The sequence below is a fragment of the Achromobacter sp. NFACC18-2 genome, assembly GCF_900108985.1.
Lineage (GTDB): Bacteria > Pseudomonadota > Gammaproteobacteria > Burkholderiales > Burkholderiaceae_B > Achromobacter.
In genome coordinates this window covers 323,518-345,858 of the sequence record NZ_FNYM01000006.1, presented here as the reverse complement: position 1 = coordinate 345,858, position 22,341 = coordinate 323,518, and the positions used below count along the sequence as shown (strand labels likewise).

The window sequence follows — 22,341 nt, the reverse complement described above, 5'->3', positions numbered from 1 at the left end:
TGGCCCCGATCGCCATGGAAGAAGGTCTGCGTTTCGCCATCCGTGAAGGCGGTCGTACCGTCGGCGCCGGCGTCGTCGCCAAGATCCTGAAGTAATCCGGATCTGTTAAGCAGCACCCAACCAGCGAGGGCGTGATCCCGCCCTCGCATTTCGTTCTTTAGGAAACGCCATGAAAAACCAAAAGATCCGCATCCGCTTGAAAGCCTTCGATTACAAGCTGATCGATCAATCGGCCGCTGAAATCGTCGACACCGCCAAGCGTACCGGCGCCGTCGTCCGCGGTCCGGTGCCGCTGCCCACGCGTATCCGTCGCTATGACGTCCTGCGTTCGCCGCACGTCAACAAGACGTCGCGCGACCAGTTCGAAATCCGCACCCATCAGCGCCTGATGGACATCGTTGATCCCACCGACAAGACCGTTGACGCCCTGATGCGTCTGGACCTGCCGGCCGGCGTCGACGTCGAAATCGCGCTGCAATAAGGCGCTCGCGGGCCTGCTACCTTCGCCGGCAGGTTCGTCAAAGAATGGCCGCACTCCTCACGGAATGCGGCCATTTTGTTTTTCCACAACCTGGTGCTCCGCAGCCTTGTGAGCGGGCGCTCACTACCCGTCTTACTACCCGTTTTAGCCGAACGCGCAGGCTGAACGCGGCGCTGAACACCGCGGCAAGGGCCGTGTTGGCCTACGCAGAGCGTCGCAAAAATGCCTACGGCCGCACGCCGCAAATCCGCTAAGTGCTTGTGCCGCCTGAAAAAATCATGCTAATATGCGAAGCTTGCCATTTTGTGGCAAGACTAACTATGGGCAAAGCGCCGGTCATTTCCGCTGTTTGGCACTGACGGGCCTAGCCCAGGTTGTACATAGTCGTAGGGCAAAGGCCGTTACCTTTTGCCTGATTAGCCCCGACCAATCGCAGTCGGGAATGGAGAAAACGATGTCGAATTCGACACCCACGCCCGCCGCTCACCGGCTGGGGCTGGTGGGTCGCAAGGTCGGCATGACCCGCATTTTTACCGAGGAAGGTGAATCCATCCCGGTGACCGTGCTGGACGTGTCCAACAACCGCGTGACCCAAGTTAAGTCGCTGGAAACCGACGGCTACGCCGCCATCCAGGTGGCTTATGGCAATCGTCGTGCCTCGCGTGTGGCTCAGCCGCAAACGGGCCACTATGCCAAGGCCGGCACTGAAGCCGGTAGCATCCTCAAAGAATTCCGCCTTGATCCCGCTCGCGCCGCTGAATTTTCGGCCGGTTCCGTGATCGCCGTGGAATCCGTGTTCGAAGCCGGCCAACAGGTCGACGTCACGGGCACGACCATTGGTAAAGGCTTTGCCGGTACCATCAAGCGTCACAACTTCGGTTCGCAGCGCGCGTCGCACGGTAACTCCCGTTCGCACCGCGTTCCCGGCTCGATTGGTCAAGCTCAAGATCCGGGTCGTATTTTCCCGGGTAAGCGCATGGCTGGTCACCTGGGTGACGTCACCCGCACCGTTCAAAACCTCGACGTCGTTCGCGTTGACGTTGAGCGCGGCCTGCTGCTGGTCAAGGGCGCTGTCCCCGGCCACGCTGGCGCGGACATCGTTGTGCGCCCGGCCATCAAGGCCCCGGCCAAGAAGGGAGCGTAAGTAAATGGATCTCAAGCTCCTGAACGACCAAGGTCAGGCCGCTGCTACGTTCAGCGCGCCCGACACGATCTTCGGCCGTGACTTCAACGAAGCGCTGATTCACCAGATCGTGGTGGCTTTCCAAGCCAACGCCCGTGCTGGCAACCGCGCTCAGAAGGACCGTACGGAAGTCAAGCACTCCACCAAGAAGCCCTGGCGCCAGAAGGGTACCGGCCGCGCTCGCGCCGGTATGACTTCGTCGCCGCTGTGGCGTGGTGGTGGTCGGACCTTCCCGAACTCGCCCGAAGAGAACTTCAGCCAGAAGGTCAACAAGAAGATGTACCGCGCCGGGATCCGTTCGATCCTGTCGCAGCTCGCTCGTGAAGACCGCATCGCCGTCGTTGAATCGTTTGATCTGGAATCGCCCAAGACCAAGGCTGCCGCTGCAAAGCTGAAGAGCCTGGGCCTGGATTCGGTCCTGATCATCACCGACAGCGTCGATGAAAATGTTTACCTCGCCACCCGCAACCTGCCGCACGTTGCCGTTGTCGAGCCCCGTTATGCCGATCCGTTGTCGCTGGTCCACTACAAGAAAGTGCTGATCACCAAGCCGGCCATCGCTCAACTCGAGGAGATGCTGGGATGAACGCTGAACGCTTGATGCAAGTCATTCTGGCTCCGATCGTGACCGAAAAGGCCACGTTCGTCGCTGAGAAGAATCAGCAAGTCGCTTTCCGTGTCGTGGCTGACGCTACCAAGCCGGAAATCAAGGCTGCCGTCGAACTGCTCTTCAAGGTGCAGGTCGAGTCCGTGCAGGTCCTCAACCGTAAGGGCAAAGTCAAGCGCTTTGGCCGATTCGTTGGCCGTCGCCGTAATGAGCGCAAGGCTTACGTCTCGCTCAAGGACGGCCAGGAAATCGACTTTGCGGAGGTGAAGTAAATGGCCCTCGTAAAAGTTAAGCCGACTTCGGCTGGCCGCCGTGGCATGGTGAAGGTTGTCAGCCCGAACCTGCACAAGGGTGAGCCCTACGCGCCGCTGCTCGAAAAGAAGACCCGTGGTTCTGGCCGTAACAACAACGGTCACATCACCATCCGTCACCGTGGCGGTGGTCACAAGCAGCACTACCGCGTCGTCGACTTCCGTCGCGACAAGGATGGCATCCCGGCAAAGGTCGAGCGTCTGGAATATGACCCCAACCGTACGGCGCACATCGCTCTGCTGTGCTACGCCGACGGCGAACGTCGTTACATCATCGCTCCCCGTGGCCTGGAAGTCGGTGCGACCCTGCTGTCGGGCACCGATGCGCCGATCCGCGCCGGCAACACGCTGCCGATCCGCAACATCCCGGTGGGTACGACGATTCACTGCGTCGAAATGCTGCCTGGCAAGGGTGCCCAGATGGTCCGCTCGGCCGGCGCTTCCGCCGTCCTGCTGGCTCGCGAAGGCATCTACGCTCAAGTGCGTCTGCGCTCGGGTGAAGTCCGCCGTGTGCACATCGAATGCCGTGCCACCATCGGTGAAGTCGGTAACGAAGAACACAGCCTGCGCCAAATCGGCAAGGCCGGTGCAATGCGTTGGCGCGGTGTCCGCCCGACCGTTCGTGGCGTTGCCATGAACCCGGTGGATCACCCGCACGGTGGCGGCGAAGGCCGTACCGGTGAAGCACGCGAGCCGGTCAGCCCGTGGGGCACTCCGTCGAAGGGTTACAAGACCCGTCGCAACAAGCGGACGAACAATATGATCGTCCAACGGCGCAAGCGCAAGTAAGAGGCGAACACTATGTCACGTTCGATCAAGAAAGGCCCGTTTGTCGATGCTCACCTGATCAAAAAGGTGGACACGGCCGTCGCGGGCAAAGACAAGAAGCCGATCAAGACCTGGTCGCGTCGTTCCACGATCCTGCCCGAGTTCATCGGTCTGACGATCGCTGTGCACAACGGCAAGCAGCATGTTCCCGTGTACATCAACGAGAACATGGTCGGTCACAAGCTGGGCGAGTTCGCGCTGACCCGTACGTTCAAGGGTCACGCCGCGGACAAGAAGGCGAAGAGGTAAGCGATGGAAACTACTGCCATTATCCGTGGGGTTCACATCTCCGCACAGAAGACCCGTCTGGTTGCGGACCTGATCCGCGGCCAGAAGGTCGGCCGTGCGCTGGAAATCCTCACCTTCTCGCCGAAGAAGGCTGCCGTCATCCTGAAGAAGGCTGTCGAGTCCGCCATCGCCAACGCCGAGCACAACGACGGCGCCGACATCGACGAACTGAAAGTCACCACGATTTTTGTGGACAAGGCTCAGTCGATGAAGCGCTTCTCCGCTCGCGCCAAGGGCCGCGGCAACCGTATCGAGAAGCAGACCTGCCACATCACGGTCAAGGTCGGAGCTTAAGGAGTCACGATGGGTCAGAAAATTCACCCCACTGGGTTCCGTCTCGCGGTCACCCGTAATTGGTCCTCGCGTTGGTTCGCCGACGACAAGGCCTTCGGCACGATGCTGGCCGAAGACATTCGCGTTCGCGAGTACCTGAAGAAGAAGCTCAAGAGCGCCTCCGTTGGTCGCGTGATCATCGAGCGTCCCGCCAAGAATGCCCGCATCACCGTCTACTCGGCTCGTCCGGGCGTGGTGATCGGCAAGCGCGGCGAAGACATCGAAAGCCTGAAGGCTGATCTGCAGCGCCTGATGGGCGTGCCCGTGCACGTCAACATCGAAGAAATCCGCAAGCCGGAAACCGATGCTCAACTGATCGCCGACTCGATCTCGCAACAGCTCGAGAAGCGCATCATGTTCCGTCGCGCCATGAAGCGCGCGATGCAGAACGCCATGCGTCTGGGTGCCCAGGGCATCAAGATCATGAGCTCGGGCCGTCTGAACGGTATCGAAATTGCTCGCACCGAGTGGTATCGCGAAGGCCGTGTGCCGCTGCACACCCTCAAGGCCAACATCGACTACGGCACCTCCGAAGCCCACACCACGTACGGCGTGATCGGCATCAAGGTCTGGGTCTACAAGGGCGACATGCTGGCCAACGGCGAATTGCCGCCGGAAACCGCAGCCCCGCGTGAAGAAGAACGTCGTCCGCGCCGCGCTCCGCGTGGCGATCGTCCGGACGGTGCTCGCACCGGTCGTCCGGGTGGTCGTGGCCGCGCTCCCCGCAAGGCGGATGCTGCTCCGGCGCCTGAAGGAGAATAACCATGCTGCAACCCTCTCGCAGAAAGTATCGCAAAGAGCAGAAGGGCCGCAACACCGGTCTGGCGACCCGTGGCACCCACGTGTCGTTCGGCGAGTTCGGCCTGAAGGCCACGGGCCGTGGCCGTCTGACCGCTCGTCAGATCGAAGCTGCTCGTCGCGCCATCAATCGTCACATCAAGCGTGGCGGCCGTATCTGGATTCGCATTTTCCCGGATAAGCCCATCTCGCAGAAGCCTGCCGAAGTCCGTATGGGTAACGGTAAGGGCAACCCGGAGTACTGGGTTGCTGAAATCCAGCCCGGCAAGGTGCTCTACGAAATGGAAGGGGTTAGCGAAGAGCTCGCGCGTGAAGCTTTCCGCCTGGCCGCTGCCAAGCTGCCGATTTCGACCACGTTCGTCGCGCGTCATATCGGTGCTTAAGGAGTACTAACATGAAAGCTAGCGAACTCCGTTCGAAAGACGCCGCCGAGCTCGGCAAAGAGCTCGAAAGCCTGCTGAAGGCACAATTCGGTCTGCGTATGCAGAAGGCCACGCAGCAACTGGCCAACACCAGCCAGCTGCGCAACGTGCGTCGCGACATTGCGCGCGTTCGTACCTTGCTGACCGAGAAGGCAGGGAAATAAAGATGAGCGAAACTCAAAACACCCAAGTGGCCAAGCGCCAGCGCACGCTGGTTGGCAAGGTCGTCAGCAACAAGATGGACAAGACTGTCGTGGTTCTGGTTGAACGCCGCGTCAAGCACCCCATCTTCGGCAAGATCATCATGCGTTCCGCGAAGTACAAGGCGCACGATGAGTCGAACCAGTACAACGAAGGCGATACGGTTGAAATCGCTGAAGGCCGTCCCATCTCGCGCTCGAAGTCGTGGCGCGTGGTGCGTCTGGTTGAAGCCGCACGTATCATCTAAGTGAAAGCAAGACATCGGAACGGTTCGCCGTTCTGATATAAAACGGCAAGGGCTAAACCCCTTGCCGTTTTTTTTTTGCCGCCTGCGTGCCACGAAGCAAAGGAACCATGCACCGTTTCATGAAATCGCGCCGATCGGCCTGGCTGGCCGCATGCGGCATTGCGATGGTCAGCGCCGTGGCGCAGGCCCAGGACCCGGCAACCGCGCCCTCGCGTTCCCTGACATCCGAGCCACGCACCGGCGCACCATCGCAGTCGGGCAAGGGCGTGGCGAAGCCGGACGCTGCAGCCAGCCCGCCAACGGCCTCGGATCCTGCGACGATCGGCCGCGCCTTGCTGAACGCGGGGCCGGATCCTCGTGTCAATCTGGAAGGACGGTCGCGCGATCATGCGGCGATCTTCGGCACCGACGATCCGGATGAACAGGCGTTGTTGGACCAGGAACGTGCGCTACAGGCACAACGCGATCAGCTACGGATACTGGAGCGCGTGCTGAATGCCACGCCGCAAGGAGCGGGCCCGCCGGCCCCGGCCACGATCCCCCTGAATTCCGGGGCGCCGATGAACATGCCCCGGCTGGCCCCGACGCCATCGGGATCCCAGTTGGATCGGGCGGGCAGCGACTCGCGCCGAAGCGTTGACGAGATGCAACGCCGAGTCAACGCGCTGCGCCGCGATGCGGATACGTTGAGGCAGGAGGGCCGTTAGCGCAGGCCGTGGGATTTCGGATGCGCGGCCTGGCGGGCAGGGCGGCGCGCGCACTCCCGCAGGCGCCCTGCGATGCCCGTGGGAAAGTAATAGACCGACAACACGAACAGAATCCCCAGCCACAACAGCCAGCGGTCCGGTTCGAACAGCAGGGCCAAAGGCGCGATGCCGGAAACCCCGTCGTGGATCGCGTGCAGCCCGTCCTGCAGGTAGCTCTGCGCGAACACGAACAGGCTCGCGCCGACCACCGCGCCGTACATCGTGCCCATGCCGCCGATGACCACCATGAGCAGGATGTTGAGCATGATCTCGAACGAGAGGGTCGTATCCGGCCCGTTGTAGCGCAACCATAGCGCGTACATCGCTCCGGCCAGCGTGGCGAACGCGGCCGCCAGCAGATTGGACAGGCTGCGGTACAGCACGGTGCGATAACCGATGGCTTCGGCGCGGAATGGATTCTCGCGGATCGCCTGCAGCACGCGGCCGAACGGGGAATTCACGATGCGCAGCAACATCAGGAACAGCACCACGCAGACGGCCGCGATCAGGTAGTACGTGATGATCCGCCCGTCCACGTTGACGCCGAACACGGGCTCGGACAAAGGGCGAAACGCAGGCCGCAGCATCTGCGGCACCTTGAAGTTCAGGCCGTCCTCGCCACCCGTCAGGTCCGAGAGCTGCGAGACGAGCGTCTGGAAGGCCGCGGCGACGGCCAGGGTGATCATGGCGTAGAAGATCGCGCGCACGCGCAGGCTGGCTAGGCCGATCAACAGCGCAAAGGCGAGCGACACGGCCAGGCCGCCCGCGACCCCCGTGAAAACCGCCGTCCAACCCGGATCCATGCGCATGCTGGCGATCGCCACGCCGTATGCGCCTATTCCGAAGAACATGGTGTGCGCGAAACTGACGATGCCGGTGTACCCCAACAGCAGGTCGTAGCTGGCAACCAGGATGATGAAGACAAGAATCTTCGCCGCCACGGCCAGCGCCTTCGGGCCGGGAAACAGAAACGGCGCCACGGCCAGCGCGGCCACGATCGCCATGAGCAGCAGCGCCAGGATCGCGCTGCGCGGAGGGTCGCCGGAAAGCAGGCGGAACGACATGTCGACGGCTCCTAGCGGTTCGTGACCGGGTACACGCCTTGCGGCCGCCACAGCAAAATGGCGACCAGCAGCGCGATATTCGAGAACAGGGCGGCCTTCGGCATCAGGAAGCCTGTGTAGTTCGCCATCAGGCCCACCAGCAGGGCGCCGATGAGACAACCCACCGTCGAGCCCAGGCCCCCGATCATGATGACGATGAAGATCAGCACGTTCACCTGCGCGCCCAGCTGGGGCACGATCGACTGCTGGTACATCCCCCACAGCACGCCGCCCAGGCCGGCGAGCATCGACCCGGCGACGAATACGCCGACAAAGAGATGCCGGATGCGGTAGCCCAGGCTTTCGACCATCTCGCGGTCTTCGACGCCGGCGCGTATCAGCAGCCCCAGCTTGGTGCGGTTGAGCACCCACAGCATGCCGCCCAGGACCACCAGGCCCACCAGCAACGCCAGCACGCGGTACTTCTCGATGGCGGCGTCGCCCAGCAGGAATGCGCCGCGCAGCGACTCCGGCAGCGCGAGGGTGAGGGTCTGCGGCCCCCACATCATCTTGATGATTTCCTCGCCGATGATCATGCCGCCCATGGTGATGAGGATCTGCTTCAGATGCTGACCATAGACCGGCCGCACGATCACGCGCTCGAACGCAAGGCCCACGGCGCCGGCCACCAGCATGCCCACGATCATGGCGGGCAACACCGCGACGAGATTGGCCCACAGGCTGCCGGACTGCGTCCAGTCGGCCATGGAGCCCAGGATGGTCGCGGCCATGTAGGCGCCGATTGCGATGAACAGACCGTGCCCGAAGTTCAGCACGTCCATCAGGCCGAAGACCAGGGTCATCCCTGAAGCCACGATGAAGATGATCATGCCCATGGCCAGACCCGCGAAGGTCAGTGTGACCCAGGTGGAGAACGACCCGACGAGCGGCAGCGCGATGGCGGCCAGCGCCAGCACCAGCAGCACCGGCAGGAGATCGGCGCGCGCGCGGGGCAGGGGGGCCTCGATGTCCAGCGTACTCATTGGTGGCTTCCTAGTGACAGGCCCAGCAGGCGCGTCTGCAGCGCCTCGTCCGCGGCCAGTTCGTCCATCGCGCCGGCATGCACCACCTTGCCGTTGTCCATGATCGCGGCGTAGTCGCCGACGCGGCGGGCGAAATTGAAGTTCTGCTCGACCAGCAGGATGGTGGTGCTGGACTGCTTGAGCTCGATGAACGCATCGATCATGTTCTGGATGATGGCGGGCGCCAGGCCCTTGCTCGGTTCGTCGACCAGTAGCAGGCGGCGCGGTTCGATGATCGCGCGCGCCATCGCCAGCATCTGCTTCTGGCCGCCGGAGAGCTTGCCGGCCGGATGCAGCCAGAACTTTTTCAATGCGGGGAAGAATCCGAAGATCCACTCCAGCCGCGCCGTGTCGAGGTGGTCGGCGCTACGCGCCAGGCGCGCCGCGAGCAGGATGTTCTCCTTCACGGACAGGTCGCCAAAAATGCCCATGTTCTCCGGCACGTAGGCCATGCCCATGCGCGCCATGTCGGGCGGCGTCGTGCGCGTGCCCGGGCCGCCGATGGGCTTGCCGTCCAGGCTGACCTGGCCCTGCGACGCGCGCCACAGGCCCATGATGGTGCGCAGCGTTGTCGTCTTGCCCGCGCCATTGCGGCCGAGCAGCATGGTGACGCCCGAAGCCGGCACCGAAAGATTCACCCCATGCAGGATGTGATACGCGCCGATGTGCGTGTGGACGTCCTTCAGGTGCAGGAGCGGATGCGCCGTCATGCCGCCACCTCCGGCGCGCTGATGCCCAGGTAGGCCTGTTGGACGATGGGCGATGCGATGACCGCCGCGGGATCGCCGTCCGCCATCAGCCGGCCGTTGTGAAGCACGACGATCCGATCCGCCAGCTCGCGCACGACATCCATCTTGTGCTCCACGAGCAGGATGGTCTTGGAGCCATCGCGCTTCAGTTCGCGGATCAGCGCCAGCACAATGGGCACGTCGTCCACGCTCATGCCGGCGGTGGGCTCGTCAAACATGAATACCTTGGGTTCCAGCGCGATGAGCATGGCGATCTCGAGCTTGCGCTGATCGCCATGGGGCAGGTCGGCGGCGGGGTGATCGCGGCGCGCGGTCAGGCGCGTGCGTTCGAGCAGCGCATCGGCGCGCTCGATGAGGCCGCGGTCGTCGCTCCAGGTGCGCCAGAACCTGATGTGCCGCCAGCCCAGGCCCTGCTGGCGCGACTGCAGGGCAAGCCGCACGTTCTCGTGCACGCTCAGGCGCGGAAAAAGCTGCGTCAGTTGGAACGCGCGCCCCAATCCCGCATGCATGCGCGCGGGTGCGGACAGTCCGGTCAGGTCCCGTCCGTCCAGCGTCACCGTTCCGGCGCTGGCGCGCAACTGGCCCGAGATCAGATTGAAGTATGTCGTCTTGCCCGCGCCGTTCGGACCGACGATGGCCGTCAGCGTGCCGGGCGCGTAGGCGCAGCTCACGTCATTGACGGCCACGTGCCCGCCAAAGCGGACGGAGAGCGAATGGGTCTCAAGCATGAGCGGCGGGAATCAACGCTTGTTCTGGACCGGAACGGCCATCTGGTCGGGGGTGATCTCCTTGACCAGATCCTGGACCGCCCACGGCACCGAGGGATCGTTCTTGATGCGGAAGTGGTACATCGACTGCATCGCCTGGTGATCCTCGGGCCGGAACGTCATCTTGCCCTTGGGCGTGTCGAAGCTCATGCCTTCCATGGCCTTGATCAGCTTGTCGGTGTCGGAATCGCCACCGGTCTTGTTCAGCGCCGCGACGATCGCGATGCCCGAGGCCATCCCGCCCGCCGTGAAGAAATCGGGCGGCTGGCCGAAGCGTTTCTGGTGTTCGGCCACGAGCCAGTCATTGACCGGATTCTTCGGGATGCCGTAGTAGTAGTACGTGGCGCCTTCCATGCCCGCCAGCGACTTCAGCGGCGTCATGGCGGTCAGCGTGTTGCCCCCTGTGGCGATTTCGATGCCGTAGCGCTTGGGGTCCAGATCGGCGATCTTGAACGGATTGCCCGCGCCGGCCCACAGGATGAAGATGATCTTGCGACCCGGCTTGTCCTTGAGCGCATCGAACAGGCGCTGCGCGCCGGCGGTGAAGTCCGTGGCATTGGCCGGCAGGTATTCCTCGTGCACGATCTTCGCGTTCTTGAGCGCACCCTTGAATGCCTTGACGCCGTCGCGGCCAAAGGCATAGTCCTGCGCCAGCATGGCGATCGACGTGCCCGGCTGGTCGAACGCTACGGCATTCGCGATGGCGTCCTGCGACGAATTGCGGCCCGTGCGGAAAATGTACTTGTTCCACTTTTCGCCGGTAATGGAGTCCGCCACGGCGGGCTCTACCAGCAGGATCTTTTCGTATTCTTCCGCGATCGGCAGCATCGCCAGCGCCACGCCCGACGAGGTGGGCCCCACCGCGATGTCCGCGTTGTCGTCGGCATAGGCGGACGCGAGCTGTGCGCGGGCGACGTCGGGCTTGCCCTGGTTGTCCTTTTCGATGACGCGGATCTTGCGCCCCGCCACCGTCATGGTGCCCTGGGTGGCGTATTCCAGGCCCAGCATCAACCCGTTCTGGGTCTGCTTGGCGTAGGCCTCCAGCGGGCCGGTCTTGTCGTAGACGTGGGCCACCACGAAATCCTTCGCTGCAAGCGCGGAACCCGCGGAACTCATGCAAAGGCTGGCCAGCGTGGCGAGCAGAACGCGTTTCATGGAAGTCTCCTGGTGTCAGTGGGCACGTGCCGCCGTGTCGTCCGGCGTGGCAAGGAATTGTCGGATGGCGTTGATCTGGGCCGGCACGTTCAAGGCGGGGGCGTGGCCGCAGTCGGGAAAGTCGATACGCTGCGCGCGCGGGCCGCGCCGTGTCATGGCGTCGGCGACCTCGGGCAGCAGCAGATCCGAATCGGCGCCGCGCAGCAACAGCACAGGCATGCGCAGCGAGTCGTATCCCGCCCAACGGTCGTAGTCGCGGGGATGATGGCTGAACTGGCCGACGATGGCGGGGTCGTAATGCGTCGTCACCTGGCCGTCGGGCAACCGGCGCACCGACGTTTCCGCCATCCGGCGCCACTGCTCATCGCTTTGCCAGCCGTAGGGCTTGTAGGCTGCGCGCAACCACGTCTCGAGTTCGGTCACGGTGTCGAAGGCTGGCGGATTGCCGGCATAGGCAAGAATGCGCTCGATGGCCGGTTGCGGCAGCTCCGGTCCGATGTCATTGACCACGAGGTGCGAGATGCGGTCGCGCAGCGTGGTGGCGGCGGCGTGCATGCCGGTCGCCCCGCCCATGGAAGTTCCCACCCAGCGCACGCGCTGGAGCGCCAGGCCGTCCAGGAAAGCCCGCGCGAGCGTGGCGTAGAAGTCCAGCCGGTATTCCGCGACCGGATCGGGGCTCCATTGGGACAGGCCGCGCCCGATCGCATCGGGACAGAGGATGCGGTAGTCGCCCGCCAGGGCCTGCGCCAGCTCGTCGAAGTCGCGGCCGGTGCGAGCCAGGCCATGCCACATGACGATGGGGGGCGCGTCGGCCGGGCCCCACTCGGTGTAGTGCAGCTCGCGCCCCGCGCAGCGCAGGTAGCGCGAGACGGGCGTTGGGCGGGCGGCTGCCGCGCTTGCCTGTGCCATGTGTCTCCTCCCGGGTTGTCCAGGTTGTGTGCTTATCGGGCTGAATATAGACTTGCGGCAGGCGCGCCCACAATGCGCCCGCCACCCCAGAGCAGGGTGAGTCAAGAATATGTAGACGCAAGATCAATTTGCGCACCCCGTGCACCAGGAGACCGTGCGATGCCAGATACGGAATTCGCCATTTCGGCCGGCGCCGGCGCCGACCGGCGCGATCAGTGGCGCGCGGCGCTTTCCGATGCGTTCGGGCCGTTCGAGGTGCATGGCGGAAAGCCCGGCAACTTTGCGGGACACGTGCGTTACGCGCGGCGCGCCAGCCTGCAGTTCAACGACCTGCACTATCAGGGCCAGCGCCTGGAGCGCACCACGGGAAACGTGTCTCGGCTCGACCAGGAGTTCTATACCTTCGGCCTGCCACTGGCCGGTCCGCTGGCGGTGCGCCAGCAGGGCCGGGAATTCCAGGTGGAGCCCGGCTGCGTCTATCTGATGAACCAGAGTCTGCCGTACCAGGCGACGGCGCAGGGGGCATCGGGGTATCGCAGCTTGAGTGTGTCGTTTCCGCGCAGCGCCTTGTCGCAGCGTGATTCGCGCGTCGGCGCCTTCTACAAGCTGCGCATCGATGACGGATCGCCCCGCGGCGCGCTGCTGGCCGGCTACATGGATCACCTCTTCAAGGGGATGGCCACGTGGTCCGACACCGAGGCGGCGGAACTGGGCGAACGTCTCATCGACCTCATCGTCCTGTTCCTGGTGCAGCCGGGGCAGGGGCAGGTGTCGGAAGCGGACAGCAGCGTCACGGTGGCGCACCGGGCGCGCGTGCTCGCCTACATCCGCCAGCATCTCGCCGATCCGGACCTGTCACCCCTGCGGGTGGCGCAGGGCTGCGGCGTGTCGGTGGCTTACCTGCACCGCATTCTGCGCGCGGGCGGTGTGTCGCCGGAGGCGTTCATCTTCGAGCAGCGGCTGGACCGGTGCCGCGAACTGCTGCTGGACGCGCGGCATCATCATCGCAGCATCGCCGAACTGGCCTACCAGGTCGGCTTTGCCCATCCCTCGCATTTCAGCCGGCTGTTCAAGCAGCGCTTCGGCATGACCCCGCGGGATATGCGCGCGGCCGGGGCGGGGCCGCGGGCCTGAGCGGGCGGCCCCGGGCGCGGCCGGAGCGCCAAAGCAGAACGGCCCGCCGTTCAGCGGCTGGAAGCGCGCCTTGAGCGGGCCGGCGGTTCGGGTCAGATGTGCGTGATGAACTTCGTGACCAGATAGCCTTCGAACGTCTCCGTACCGCCTTCGCTGCCGATGCCGCTGTCCTTGATGCCGCCGAACGGCGTCTCGGCCAGGGCGCTGCCGAAGTGGTTGATGTTGACCATGCCGGCCTCCAGGCCGTTGGACACCTTGGTCGCGGTCTTCAGCGAATTCGTGAACACATACGACGAAAGGCCGAACGGCAGGCTGTTGGCCCGGCGCAGCACTTCGTCGGTATCGCTGAAGCGGACCACGGGCGCCACCGGGCCAAACGGCTCCTCGGTCATCAGCATGGCGTTGTCGGGCAGTTCCGTCACGACCGTGGGCGCAAAGAAGAATCCCTTGCGGTCCAGCGGGCCGCCGCCAACCACGACTTTGCCGCCATGCTTCTTGGCGTCGTCGATGAAGGCGCTCATGGCGGGCACGCGGCGTTCATGCGCGAGCGGTCCCATGTCGGTGCCGGCTTCCAGGCCGTCGCCGACCTTGATGTTCTTCAGCACATCCGAGAAGCGCGCCAGGAACTGTTCATATGCGCCGTCCTGCACGTAGAAGCGGGTGGGCGACACGCAGACCTGGCCGGCGTTGCGCACCTTGAACTTGGCCAGCATTTCGGCGGCGCGGTCGATGTCCGCGTCGTCGAACACCAGCACGGGCGAGTGGCCGCCCAATTCCATGGTCACGCGCTTCATGTGCGCGCCGGCCAGCGCGGCAAGCTGCTTGCCGACCGGGACCGAACCCGTGAAGGACACCTTGCGCACGATCGGCGAACGGATCAGGTAATCGGAAATCTTGGCGGGCTCGCCCCAGACGATGTTCAGGCAGCCCTTGGGCAGGCCGGCGTCATGGAACATGCGCGCAATCGCCATGACCGCGCTGGGTGAATCCTCGGGGCCCTTGAGCACGACCGTGCAGCCGGCGCCGATCGCGGCGGCGATCTTGCGGATGGCCTGGTTGTACGGGAAATTCCAGGGCGTGAAGGCGGCGCAGACGCCGATGGGTTCGCGCACCACGATCTGGCGCACGTCCGGGTTGCGCGGCTGGATCACGCGGCCGTAGATGCGGCGGCATTCCTCGGCGTGCCAGTCGGCATGCTCGGCGCAGGACGTCACTTCGCCCACGGCCTCGGCCAGCGGCTTGCCCTGGTCCAGCGTCATGTTGCGGCCGATTTCCTTGGCGCGTTCGCGCGACAGCGTGGCGACCTTGCGCAGGATGGCGGAGCGATCCATGGGCGAGGATTTCTTCCACGATTCGAAGGCGCGCTGGGCGGCGGCCAGGGCGCGGTCCAGGTCTGCTTCCGTGGCGTGGGGCAGCTGGCCGAGCACTTCGAGGGTGGCCGGGTTGATGACGTCCTGGGTGCGCCTGCCCTCGCCAGCGACGAATTCGCCGTCGATATACAGCGCCAACTGTTCATACATGCCTGTCGTTCCTTCGAAATGGGAGGGGTAGCGACCGCTGTCGCCACGGCAGTCTAAACCAGCTTCCTCCCAGCGGAGGGAGCCAATCCCGGTGGCGGGCTTGGGGCCATTCGCGTGCGGGGCGCGTGCACGGCGTTTGTATGGCGCTTGCATGGCGCTTGCGCGCGCGCGCCGCCGTCGACAAAATGAGGGATCTTCGGCTGTCCCCCCATCTATCTATCGTGCAACCTGTCGATGCGCGCCCGGCCGCCAAGCCCAGTCTCTATTCCCGGGTTTTCTTCCGCTTCATCGACTGGCTCCGCCAGCGCATCGCCCAGGCGTCGCTCGTGGGAGACAAGCCCATCTTTCAAAACAGCCAGTTTCCGTGGCTCGCCACGCTGGAAGCGCAGGCGCCCGCCATCCGCGCCGAACTGACCGGCCTGCTGGCCGAGCGCAGCAAACTGCCCGCTTTCCACGAGATATCCCCCGATGTGGGCATGATCACGTCAGACGACCAATGGAAGACCTTCGTCTTCATGGGCTACGGCCTGCGCTCCGACCGTAACCTCGCGCGCTGTCCGGCCACCGCTCAGGCGTTGCAGGGCATTCCCGGGATACGCACCGCGTTCTTTTCCATCCTGGAAGCCGGCAAGCGCATTCCGCTGCACACGGGTCCCTACAACGGCGTGCTGCGTCTGCACCTGGGCCTGGTCATCCCCGATCCGCCCGAGCGATGCTGGATCGAAGTGGGCGGCGAACGCTACAGCTGGCGGGAAGGAAAGGCGGTGGTGTTCGATGACCTCTATCCCCACCAGGTGCACAACGACACCGACGGGCTGCGCGCGGTGCTGTTCGTCGATTTCGAGCGACCCTGCCGCGCTCCTGTAAAATGGCTGAATCGCCTGGTGCTCATGGCCGCGCCGTTCACGGACGAAATCCGTCGCGGCAAGGTCAATCACGATGCCTGGGAGAAGGGCTACTACCGCCAAAAATAGGGGGCAGAGCCCGCCAAACCACTCCCTTGACAGGGGGGCGTGGTCTTTTGTGCGCGATCCCAACAAAGTGCTTGCGCTCAAATTTTAACCACGTTAGAATGATCAGCTTTCCCAGATTGTCGATTCATCTAACCGAACGTTGGATGAGCGCGTCGGGGGGAATACCCGCAGGATTTCAACCCAGGGTCGTTGCGTTGCCAACCGGTTGCTGGTCCAGAAGTTATGGACTTGCCGACACCAAAGCAGGGCGGCTGACCTGACGGGACCAAAACTGGCAGGAATTGCAGTGTTCCCTTGTTGGGAAAACCGTATTTCCAGTTAAGTTGGAACAGGAAAAATCATGATCCAAATGCAGACCACGCTGGACGTGGCCGATAACACTGGTGCGCGTCATGTCATGTGCATTAAGGTGCTCGGTGGCTCCAAGCGCCGTTATGCCGGTATCGGCGACATCATCAAGGTGAGCGTCAAAGATGCGGCTCCGCGCGGACGCGTCAAGAAAGGCGAAATTTACAATGCCGTGGTGGTTCGTACCGCCAAGGGCGTGCGCCGTAAAGACGGTTCGCTGATTCGTTTCGGTGGCAATGCCGCCGTATTGCTCAACGCCAAGCTGGAGCCCATCGGCACCCGCATCTTCGGACCCGTTACGCGTGAACTGCGTACCGAGAAGTTCATGAAGATCGTGTCGCTGGCCCCGGAAGTGCTGTAAGGAGCCCTACGATGAACAACATTCGTAAAGGCGACGAAGTCATCGTCCTGACCGGCCGCGACAAGAAGCGTCGCGGCACCGTGCTGGCTCGCGTTGGCGCCGACCACGTCCTGGTCGAAGGCGTCAATGTTGCCAAGAAGCACGTGAAAGCCAACCCGATGGCTAACAACCCGGGCGGGATTGTCGAAAAGACCATGCCGATCCACATCTCGAATGTGGCGCTCTTCAACCCCGCAACCGGTCGTGGCGACCGCGTGGGCGTTCAAGAAGTCGAAGGTCGCAAGGTCCGCGTGTTCCGTTCCAATGGTGCCGTTGTCGGCGCCAAGGCGTAAGGGGCGATAGACATGTCTCGTTTGCAAGATTTCTACAAGAGCAAGGTCGCTGGCGACCTGCAGGCCAAGTTTGGCTACAAGAGCGTAATGGAAGTGCCGCGCATCACCAAGATCACCCTGAACATGGGTGTCTCGGAAGCGGTCTCCGACAAGAAAGTCATCGAACACGCTGTGTCGGATCTGACCAAGATCGCCGGCCAAAAGCCTGTCGTGACGAAGACCAAGAAGGCTATCGCCGGTTTCAAGATCCGCGAAAACTACCCGATTGGTTGCATGGTCACGCTGCGTGGTCAACGCATGTACGAATTCCTGGATCGCCTGGTGGCGGTTGCGCTGCCTCGCGTGCGCGACTTCCGCGGCATCTCGGGTCGTGCGTTCGACGGCCGTGGCAACTACAACATCGGGGTGAAAGAGCAGATCATTTTCCCCGAAATCGAGTACGACAAGATCGACGCGCTGCGTGGGCTGAACATCAGCATCACCACCTCCGCGAAGACCGACGAAGAAGCCAAGGCGCTGTTGACGGCCTTCAGCTTCCCGTTCCGTAACTAAGGGGCTGATGACGTGGCTAAACTTTCCCTCATCAATCGCGACATCAAGCGCGCCAAGCTGGCTGACAAGTTCGCCGCCAAGCGCGCCGAATTGAAGGCGATCATCGACGACCAGTCGAAGACCGACGAAGAACGTTACCAAGCTCGGCTCAAGCTGCAACAGCTGCCGCGCAATGCCAACCCGACGCGTCAACGCAATCGTTGCGTGGTCACCGGTCGTCCTCGCGGCGTGTTCCGCAAGTTCGGCCTGACGCGCCACAAACTGCGTGAAATGGCGATGAAGGGTGAAATCCCCGGCATCACCAAGGCCAGCTGGTAGGAGAAACAATATGAGCATGAGCGATCCCATCGCCGATATGCTGACCCGCATTCGCAATGCGCAGCAAGTGGACAAAGTTACGGTGAGCATGCCCTCCTCGAAGCTGAAGGCGGCCATTGCCGCTGTGCTGAAGGACGAAGGCTACATCGACAGCTTTGAAATCAAGGGCACCCAGGCCAAGCCTGAGCTCGAGATCACCCTGAAGTACTACGCTGGTCGTCCGGTCATCGAGCGCATCGAACGCGTCTCGCGCCCTGGTCTGCGTATCTACAAGGGCCGTACCAGCATTCCTCAGGTCATGAACGGCCTGGGCGTGGCTATCGTTTCGACCTCGCGCGGCGTCATGACCGACCGTAAGGCTCGCGCCAACGGCGTCGGCGGCGAAGTGCTGTGCTACGTGGCCTAAGGAGAAATTCGAATGTCACGTATCGCTAAGTATCCGGTCGAACTGCCCAAGGGTGTCGAAGCTGACATCAAGCAGGATCAGATCACCGTCAAGGGCCCGCTGGGCTCCCTGACTCAAGCCCTGACTGGCGACGTCACGATTTCGCTGGACGGCAGCAAGCTCACGTTTGTCGCCGCCAACGATTCGCGTCACGCGAACGCCATGTCGGGTACCGTGCGCGCGCTGGTGGCCAACATGGTCAACGGTGTGAGCAAGGGATTCGAGCGCAAGCTGAATCTGGTTGGCGTGGGTTACCGCGCCTCGATTCAAGGCGACGCCGTTAAGCTGCAGCTCGGTTTCTCGCACGACGTTTTGCATCAGTTGCCGGCCGGTATCAAGGCCGAATGCCCCACCCAGACGGAAATCGTCATCAAGGGCTCCAACAAGCAAGTCGTCGGCCAGGTGGCCGCTGAAATCCGCGCGTACCGCGAACCCGAACCCTATAAGGGCAAGGGTGTGCGTTACTCGGACGAACGCGTCGTCATCAAAGAAACCAAGAAGAAATAACGGCGCACGCAAGGACGAATCATGGACAAAAAAGTTTCCCGTTTGCGTCGTGCGGTTCCGACCCGCCGGAAGATCAACGAGCTGCGCGTTCATCGCCTCTCGATTTTCCGCTCGAACCAGCACATCTACGCCAACATCATTTCGCCGGAAGGCGATCGCGTTCTGGTCAGCGCCTCGACGGTGGAAGCCGAAGTGCGTGCGCAACTGGCCGGCCAAACCGGCCAGGGCGGCAACAAAGCCGCTGCTACGCTGGTCGGCAAGCGCGTGGCCGAAAAGGCCAAGGCTGCCGGTATCGAACTGGTCGCTTTCGATCGCTCGGGCTTTCGTTACCATGGCCGCGTGAAAGCGCTGGCCGATGCCGCGCGTGAAGCCGGCCTGAAGTTCTAAGCGAGGATCTGTCAAATGGCTAAAGTACAAGGCAAGAACGCCGCGGAAAAAGAGAACGATGACGGCCTCCGCGAAAAGATGATCGCGGTCAACCGCGTGAGCAAAGTGGTCAAGGGTGGTCGCACCATGAGCTTTGCCGCGCTGACCGTGGTTGGCGATGGCGATGGCCGCATCGGCATGGGCAAGGGCAAGGCGCGTGAAGTGCCGGTGTCCGTTCAGAAGGCCATGGAACAAGCCCGTCGCGGCATGTTCAAGGTCGCGCTGAAGAACGGCACGCTGCACCACACCGTGGTTGGCAAGCATGGCGCCGCTACCGTGCTGATCTCGCCCGCTGCTGAAGGTACCGGCGTCATCGCCGGCGGCCCGATGCGCGCAATTTTCGAAGTGATGGGTGTGCGTAACGTGGTTGCCAAGAGCCTGGGCTCGAGCAACCCCTACAACATGGTTCGCGCCACGTTGAATGGCCTGCGCGCCTCCCTGACCCCGGCCGATGTTGCTGCCAAGCGCGGCAAGACGGTCGAAGAAATCCTGGGGTAAATCATGGCTCAGAAGCAGATCAAAGTGACCCTCGTGCGCTCGGTGATCGGTACCAAGCAATCGCACCGTGATACGGTTCGCGGTTTGGGCTTGGGTCGCATCAACAGCAGCCGCGTGCTGGTCGATACGCCCGAGGTGCGTGGGATGATCCGTAAGGTGGATTATCTCGTTTCCGTCTCGGAAGCCTAAGGAATCACCATGTCGGATATGCAACTTAATACGCTGAAGCCCGCCGAGGGCAGCAAGCACGCCAAGCGCCGCGTCGGCCGTGGCATCGGTTCGGGTCTGGGTAAGACCGCCGGCCGTGGTCACAAGGGTCAGAAGTCGCGCTCGGGCGGTTTCCACAAGGTTGGCTTCGAAGGCGGTCAAATGCCGCTGCAACGTCGCCTGCCCAAGCGTGGTTTCACCCCGCTGGGTCAACACCTGTATGCCCAAGTTCTGTTGTCGGACCTCGAAGCCCTGCCCATCGACGAAATCGATGTGCAAGCGCTGAAGGCGGCCGGCGTGATTGGCCAGGCGGTTCGTTACGCCAAGGTCATCAAGTCTGGTGAACTCTCGCGCAAGGTCGTGCTCAAGGGCATTACCGCGACGGCTGGCGCTCGCGCCGCCATCGAAGCCGCGGGCGGCTCGCTTGCTTGATCAGAGGTGACGAGTGGCTAACGCGCAGGCATTGGGCAAATCCGGAGCACGATACGGCGATCTGAAGCGCCGTCTGGTGTTCCTGGTGCTCGCCCTGGTGGTTTACCGTTTGGGTACACACATCCCGGTTCCGGGTATCAACCCGGACGCGCTGGCGGACTTGTTCCGTCAGAACCAGGGCGGGATCCTGGGCCTGTTCAACATGTTCTCGGGCGGGGCGCTCTCGCGTTTCTCGATTTTTGCCCTGGGGATCATGCCGTACATTTCGGCATCCATCATCATGCAGTTGATGTCGGTGGTGGTGCCGTCGCTGGAAGCGCTCAAGAAAGAGGGCGAGGCCGGCCGTCGGAAGATTACCCAATACACCCGCTACGGCACGGTCGTGCTGGCGCTGGTGCAGGCTGTGGGCATTTCGGTGGCGCTGGAGTCCCAGCAGGGACTGGTGATCGATCCGGGCATGCTGTTCCGCTTCACGACCGTCGTGACCTTGGTCACCGGCACCATGTTCGTCATGTGGCTGGGTGAGCAGATCACGGAGCGCGGTCTGGGCAACGGGATTTCCATCCTGATCTTCGCAGGTATCGTTGCGGGTCTGCCCGCGGCGCTGGCTGCACTGCTGGACCTGGTCCGCACCAACGCGATGTCTGTGCTTTCGGCGCTGTTCATCGTGGCTCTGGTGGTGCTGGTGACCGCTTTTGTGGTGTTCGTGGAACGCGGACAGCGCAAGATCACGGTCAACTACGCCAAGCGTCAGGTCGGCAACAAGGTCTACGGTGGTCAAAGCTCGCATTTGCCGCTGAAGCTGAACATGGCAGGGGTGATTCCGCCGATCTTCGCATCGTCGATCATTCTGTTCCCGGCCACGATCACGAGCTGGTTCTCCAGCAGCGAGAACATGCGCTGGCTTAGCGACCTGGCTGCGGCCCTGTCGCCTCGTCAACCGCTCTACATCACGCTGTACTCGGTCGCGATTATTTTCTTCTGCTTTTTCTACACGGCTCTGGTTTTCAACAGCCGCGAAACGGCGGACAACCTGAAGAAGAGTGGTGCGTTTGTTCCGGGCATCCGTCCGGGCGAACAAACGGCGCGCTACATCGACAAGATCCTGATGCGTCTGACGCTCGCAGGTGCCATCTACATCACGTTGGTGTGCCTGTTGCCGGAATTCTTGGTGATGCGCTGGAACGTTCCCTTCTACTTCGGTGGTACGTCTCTGTTGATCATTGTGGTGGTGACGATGGATTTCATGGCGCAGGTTCAGGCCTACATGATGTCTCACCAGTACGACTCGTTGCTCAAGAAGGCGAACTTCAAGGGCGCGGGTTTGCCGATGCGGTAAGCAAAAGAATGTCCAAGGACGACGTCATTCAGATGCAAGGTGAGGTTCTTGAGAACCTCCCGAACGCGACATTTCGCGTCAAGCTCGAAAACGGCCACGTGGTGTTGGGCCATATTTCCGGCAAGATGCGTATGCATTACATCCGGATCCTGCCGGGTGACAAGGTCACAGTGGAGCTCACGCCCTATGATCTGACGCGAGCCAGGATAGTTTTCCGCTCCAAATGAGCGGAACCGGATTACGGAAAATTAGGAGTCAACCATGAAAGTAATGGCATCGGTTAAGCGGATCTGCCGCAACTGCAAAGTTATCAAACGTCACGGCGTGGTGCGCGTTATCTGCACCGACCCGCGTCACAAGCAGCGTCAAGGCTAACTCGGGTTAGCGACTACGCAACGGATTTATTCAAGGAACAGTCATGGCCCGTATTGCTGGCATTAACATTCCGCCGCAACAGCACGCCGAGATCGGCCTGACCGCCATTTTTGGCATCGGTCGTACGCGCGCTCGCAAGATTTGCGAAGCGGCAAACGTACCCTTTGACAAAAAGGTCAAGGATCTGAGCGACGCTGAATTGGAACGCGTCCGCGAACATGTTGGTTTGTTCACGGTTGAAGGCGACCTGCGTCGTGAAGTACAGCTCTCGATCAAGCGTTTGATCGACCTGGGAACCTACCGCGGTATGCGTCACAAGCGCGGTTTGCCCGTGCGCGGCCAGCGCACTCGCACCAACGCCCGGACCCGCAAGGGCCCGCGTCGTGCTGCTGCGTCCCTGAAGAAATAATCGAGGAACAGGAT

Annotated in this window: 35 protein-coding genes and 1 pseudogene; 29 read left to right on the top strand and 7 right to left on the bottom strand. The window is 62.6% G+C overall.

All coding sequences use genetic code 11. The annotated features are described in order from the left end of the window. From BMW75_RS12195 to BMW75_RS12135, 13 genes and pseudogenes are all read left to right on the top strand, one after another. Nucleotides 1–95, top strand: a pseudogene (locus tag BMW75_RS12195) (elongation factor Tu); the annotation flags it as partial. A gap of 74 nt (nucleotides 96–169) precedes the next feature. Further along, complete coding sequence (rpsJ, locus tag BMW75_RS12190) at nucleotides 170–481, top strand: 30S ribosomal protein S10 (protein WP_003806903.1); 312 nt, start codon at nucleotides 170–172, stop codon at nucleotides 479–481. Nucleotides 482–935: 454 nt separating this feature from the next. Beyond that, entirely contained in the window at nucleotides 936–1,625 is a 690-nt protein-coding gene (gene rplC / locus BMW75_RS12185; protein WP_076518324.1) for a 50S ribosomal protein L3, read from the top strand. Nucleotides 1,626–1,629: 4 nt separating this feature from the next. After that, the gene (gene rplD / locus BMW75_RS12180; RefSeq protein WP_076518325.1) at nucleotides 1,630–2,250 is read left to right on the top strand and encodes a 50S ribosomal protein L4; all 621 of its coding nucleotides are present in this window, start codon (nucleotides 1,630–1,632) and stop codon (nucleotides 2,248–2,250) included. Further along, a complete protein-coding gene (gene rplW / locus BMW75_RS12175) occupies nucleotides 2,247–2,543 on the top strand; it encodes a 50S ribosomal protein L23 (RefSeq protein WP_006216557.1) in 297 nt (98 codons plus the stop codon). Before rplD ends, rplW begins: the two co-directional genes overlap by 4 nt. Beyond that, nucleotides 2,544–3,371 carry a 50S ribosomal protein L2 gene (gene rplB, locus BMW75_RS12170; RefSeq protein WP_076518326.1) on the top strand — a complete coding sequence of 276 codons (828 nt, stop codon included), beginning with the start codon at nucleotides 2,544–2,546 and terminating at the stop codon, nucleotides 3,369–3,371. Nucleotides 3,372–3,383: 12 nt separating this feature from the next. Next, nucleotides 3,384–3,659 carry a 30S ribosomal protein S19 gene (gene rpsS, locus BMW75_RS12165; protein ID WP_006216555.1) on the top strand — a complete coding sequence of 92 codons (276 nt, stop codon included), beginning with the start codon at nucleotides 3,384–3,386 and terminating at the stop codon, nucleotides 3,657–3,659. A 3-nt stretch (nucleotides 3,660–3,662) separates the two neighbouring features. After that, nucleotides 3,663–3,992: a 50S ribosomal protein L22 gene (rplV, locus tag BMW75_RS12160; protein WP_006227021.1), complete on the top strand. Its 330-nt coding sequence runs from the start codon at nucleotides 3,663–3,665 to the stop codon at nucleotides 3,990–3,992. 9 nt (nucleotides 3,993–4,001) lie between these two features. Beyond that, a complete protein-coding gene (gene rpsC, locus BMW75_RS12155) occupies nucleotides 4,002–4,793 on the top strand; it encodes a 30S ribosomal protein S3 (RefSeq protein ID WP_056571007.1) in 792 nt (263 codons plus the stop codon). A gap of 2 nt (nucleotides 4,794–4,795) precedes the next feature. Next, nucleotides 4,796–5,212: a 50S ribosomal protein L16 gene (gene rplP / locus BMW75_RS12150; RefSeq protein WP_006389610.1), complete on the top strand. Its 417-nt coding sequence runs from the start codon at nucleotides 4,796–4,798 to the stop codon at nucleotides 5,210–5,212. Nucleotides 5,213–5,223: 11 nt separating this feature from the next. Next, the gene (gene rpmC, locus BMW75_RS12145) at nucleotides 5,224–5,415 is read left to right on the top strand and encodes a 50S ribosomal protein L29 (protein WP_003806912.1); all 192 of its coding nucleotides are present in this window, start codon (nucleotides 5,224–5,226) and stop codon (nucleotides 5,413–5,415) included. Between the two features lie 2 nt (nucleotides 5,416–5,417). Next, entirely contained in the window at nucleotides 5,418–5,699 is a 282-nt protein-coding gene (gene rpsQ / locus BMW75_RS12140; RefSeq protein WP_006216549.1) for a 30S ribosomal protein S17, read from the top strand. Nucleotides 5,700–5,806: 107 nt separating this feature from the next. Then, nucleotides 5,807–6,406: a hypothetical protein gene (locus BMW75_RS12135; protein WP_254791989.1), complete on the top strand. Its 600-nt coding sequence runs from the start codon at nucleotides 5,807–5,809 to the stop codon at nucleotides 6,404–6,406. On the opposite strand, the gene BMW75_RS12130 is transcribed toward BMW75_RS12135, so the two are convergent. Genes BMW75_RS12130 through BMW75_RS12105 form a run of 6 tightly spaced genes read right to left on the bottom strand, consistent with a single transcriptional unit; the run spans nucleotide 6,403 to nucleotide 12,150 of the window. Next, complete coding sequence (locus BMW75_RS12130) at nucleotides 6,403–7,509, bottom strand: branched-chain amino acid ABC transporter permease (RefSeq protein WP_092579534.1); 1,107 nt, start codon at nucleotides 7,507–7,509, stop codon at nucleotides 6,403–6,405. The genes BMW75_RS12135 and BMW75_RS12130 overlap by 4 nt on opposite strands. A gap of 11 nt (nucleotides 7,510–7,520) precedes the next feature. Beyond that, complete coding sequence (locus tag BMW75_RS12125; RefSeq protein WP_076518328.1) at nucleotides 7,521–8,531, bottom strand: branched-chain amino acid ABC transporter permease; 1,011 nt, start codon at nucleotides 8,529–8,531, stop codon at nucleotides 7,521–7,523. After that, a complete protein-coding gene (locus BMW75_RS12120) occupies nucleotides 8,528–9,280 on the bottom strand; it encodes an ABC transporter ATP-binding protein (RefSeq protein WP_076518329.1) in 753 nt (250 codons plus the stop codon). The genes BMW75_RS12125 and BMW75_RS12120 overlap by 4 nt, the downstream gene beginning before the upstream one ends. Further along, nucleotides 9,277–10,047 (bottom strand): ABC transporter ATP-binding protein, encoded by a 771-nt coding sequence (locus tag BMW75_RS12115; protein ID WP_076518330.1) that lies wholly within the window; start codon nucleotides 10,045–10,047, stop codon nucleotides 9,277–9,279. Before BMW75_RS12115 ends, BMW75_RS12120 begins: the two co-directional genes overlap by 4 nt. A 12-nt stretch (nucleotides 10,048–10,059) precedes the next feature. After that, nucleotides 10,060–11,241 carry a substrate-binding domain-containing protein gene (locus BMW75_RS12110; protein WP_076518331.1) on the bottom strand — a complete coding sequence of 394 codons (1,182 nt, stop codon included), beginning with the start codon at nucleotides 11,239–11,241 and terminating at the stop codon, nucleotides 10,060–10,062. 15 nt (nucleotides 11,242–11,256) lie between these two features. Further along, nucleotides 11,257–12,150, bottom strand: coding sequence for an alpha/beta fold hydrolase (locus tag BMW75_RS12105; RefSeq protein WP_092579532.1), 894 nt, complete (start codon nucleotides 12,148–12,150; stop codon nucleotides 11,257–11,259). Between the two features lie 159 nt (nucleotides 12,151–12,309). On the opposite strand from BMW75_RS12105, the gene BMW75_RS12100 reads away from it, so the two are divergent. Further along, nucleotides 12,310–13,284 (top strand): AraC-like ligand-binding domain-containing protein, encoded by a 975-nt coding sequence (locus BMW75_RS12100; RefSeq protein ID WP_076518333.1) that lies wholly within the window; start codon nucleotides 12,310–12,312, stop codon nucleotides 13,282–13,284. A 92-nt stretch (nucleotides 13,285–13,376) separates the two neighbouring features. Here BMW75_RS12100 and BMW75_RS12095 read toward each other — a convergent pair whose 3' ends face one another. After that, the gene (locus BMW75_RS12095; protein WP_076518334.1) at nucleotides 13,377–14,804 is read right to left on the bottom strand and encodes an NAD-dependent succinate-semialdehyde dehydrogenase; all 1,428 of its coding nucleotides are present in this window, start codon (nucleotides 14,802–14,804) and stop codon (nucleotides 13,377–13,379) included. Nucleotides 14,805–14,989: 185 nt separating this feature from the next. Between BMW75_RS12095 and BMW75_RS12090 the strand changes: the two genes are divergently transcribed. The 15 genes from BMW75_RS12090 to rpsM all read left to right on the top strand — a co-directional run bounded on the left by BMW75_RS12090 (nucleotide 14,990) and on the right by rpsM (nucleotide 22,327). Next, nucleotides 14,990–15,778 carry an aspartyl/asparaginyl beta-hydroxylase domain-containing protein gene (locus tag BMW75_RS12090; protein WP_254791995.1) on the top strand — a complete coding sequence of 263 codons (789 nt, stop codon included), beginning with the start codon at nucleotides 14,990–14,992 and terminating at the stop codon, nucleotides 15,776–15,778. Between the two features lie 340 nt (nucleotides 15,779–16,118). Further along, on the top strand, nucleotides 16,119–16,487 hold the full coding sequence (gene rplN / locus BMW75_RS12085; RefSeq protein ID WP_006216531.1) for a 50S ribosomal protein L14: 369 nt from the start codon (nucleotides 16,119–16,121) through the stop codon (nucleotides 16,485–16,487). Between the two features lie 11 nt (nucleotides 16,488–16,498). Further along, the gene (gene rplX / locus BMW75_RS12080) at nucleotides 16,499–16,819 is read left to right on the top strand and encodes a 50S ribosomal protein L24 (RefSeq protein WP_008168975.1); all 321 of its coding nucleotides are present in this window, start codon (nucleotides 16,499–16,501) and stop codon (nucleotides 16,817–16,819) included. A gap of 12 nt (nucleotides 16,820–16,831) precedes the next feature. Continuing rightward, the gene (gene rplE, locus BMW75_RS12075; protein ID WP_006216529.1) at nucleotides 16,832–17,371 is read left to right on the top strand and encodes a 50S ribosomal protein L5; all 540 of its coding nucleotides are present in this window, start codon (nucleotides 16,832–16,834) and stop codon (nucleotides 17,369–17,371) included. A 12-nt stretch (nucleotides 17,372–17,383) separates the two neighbouring features. Continuing rightward, nucleotides 17,384–17,689, top strand: coding sequence for a 30S ribosomal protein S14 (gene rpsN, locus BMW75_RS12070; RefSeq protein ID WP_006216527.1), 306 nt, complete (start codon nucleotides 17,384–17,386; stop codon nucleotides 17,687–17,689). 10 nt (nucleotides 17,690–17,699) lie between these two features. Further along, nucleotides 17,700–18,095, top strand: coding sequence for a 30S ribosomal protein S8 (gene rpsH, locus BMW75_RS12065; RefSeq protein ID WP_006216525.1), 396 nt, complete (start codon nucleotides 17,700–17,702; stop codon nucleotides 18,093–18,095). 12 nt (nucleotides 18,096–18,107) lie between these two features. Next, a complete protein-coding gene (rplF, locus tag BMW75_RS12060) occupies nucleotides 18,108–18,641 on the top strand; it encodes a 50S ribosomal protein L6 (RefSeq protein ID WP_076518335.1) in 534 nt (177 codons plus the stop codon). A gap of 21 nt (nucleotides 18,642–18,662) precedes the next feature. Then, entirely contained in the window at nucleotides 18,663–19,028 is a 366-nt protein-coding gene (gene rplR, locus BMW75_RS12055; RefSeq protein WP_008168985.1) for a 50S ribosomal protein L18, read from the top strand. Nucleotides 19,029–19,043: 15 nt separating this feature from the next. Then, nucleotides 19,044–19,565 (top strand): 30S ribosomal protein S5, encoded by a 522-nt coding sequence (gene rpsE / locus BMW75_RS12050; protein ID WP_008168987.1) that lies wholly within the window; start codon nucleotides 19,044–19,046, stop codon nucleotides 19,563–19,565. Between the two features lie 3 nt (nucleotides 19,566–19,568). Continuing rightward, complete coding sequence (gene rpmD / locus BMW75_RS12045) at nucleotides 19,569–19,754, top strand: 50S ribosomal protein L30 (protein WP_006216520.1); 186 nt, start codon at nucleotides 19,569–19,571, stop codon at nucleotides 19,752–19,754. Between the two features lie 9 nt (nucleotides 19,755–19,763). Next, entirely contained in the window at nucleotides 19,764–20,204 is a 441-nt protein-coding gene (gene rplO / locus BMW75_RS12040; RefSeq protein ID WP_056327061.1) for a 50S ribosomal protein L15, read from the top strand. Nucleotides 20,205–20,217: 13 nt separating this feature from the next. Then, on the top strand, nucleotides 20,218–21,543 hold the full coding sequence (gene secY, locus BMW75_RS12035) for a preprotein translocase subunit SecY (RefSeq protein ID WP_043519460.1): 1,326 nt from the start codon (nucleotides 20,218–20,220) through the stop codon (nucleotides 21,541–21,543). 8 nt (nucleotides 21,544–21,551) lie between these two features. Next, nucleotides 21,552–21,770: a translation initiation factor IF-1 gene (infA, locus tag BMW75_RS12030; RefSeq protein WP_003806927.1), complete on the top strand. Its 219-nt coding sequence runs from the start codon at nucleotides 21,552–21,554 to the stop codon at nucleotides 21,768–21,770. A 34-nt stretch (nucleotides 21,771–21,804) separates the two neighbouring features. Next, a complete protein-coding gene (gene rpmJ, locus BMW75_RS12025) occupies nucleotides 21,805–21,918 on the top strand; it encodes a 50S ribosomal protein L36 (protein ID WP_003806928.1) in 114 nt (37 codons plus the stop codon). Nucleotides 21,919–21,961: 43 nt separating this feature from the next. After that, nucleotides 21,962–22,327 (top strand): 30S ribosomal protein S13, encoded by a 366-nt coding sequence (rpsM, locus tag BMW75_RS12020; RefSeq protein WP_008168996.1) that lies wholly within the window; start codon nucleotides 21,962–21,964, stop codon nucleotides 22,325–22,327. The last annotated feature ends 14 nt before the right edge of the window (nucleotides 22,328–22,341 follow it).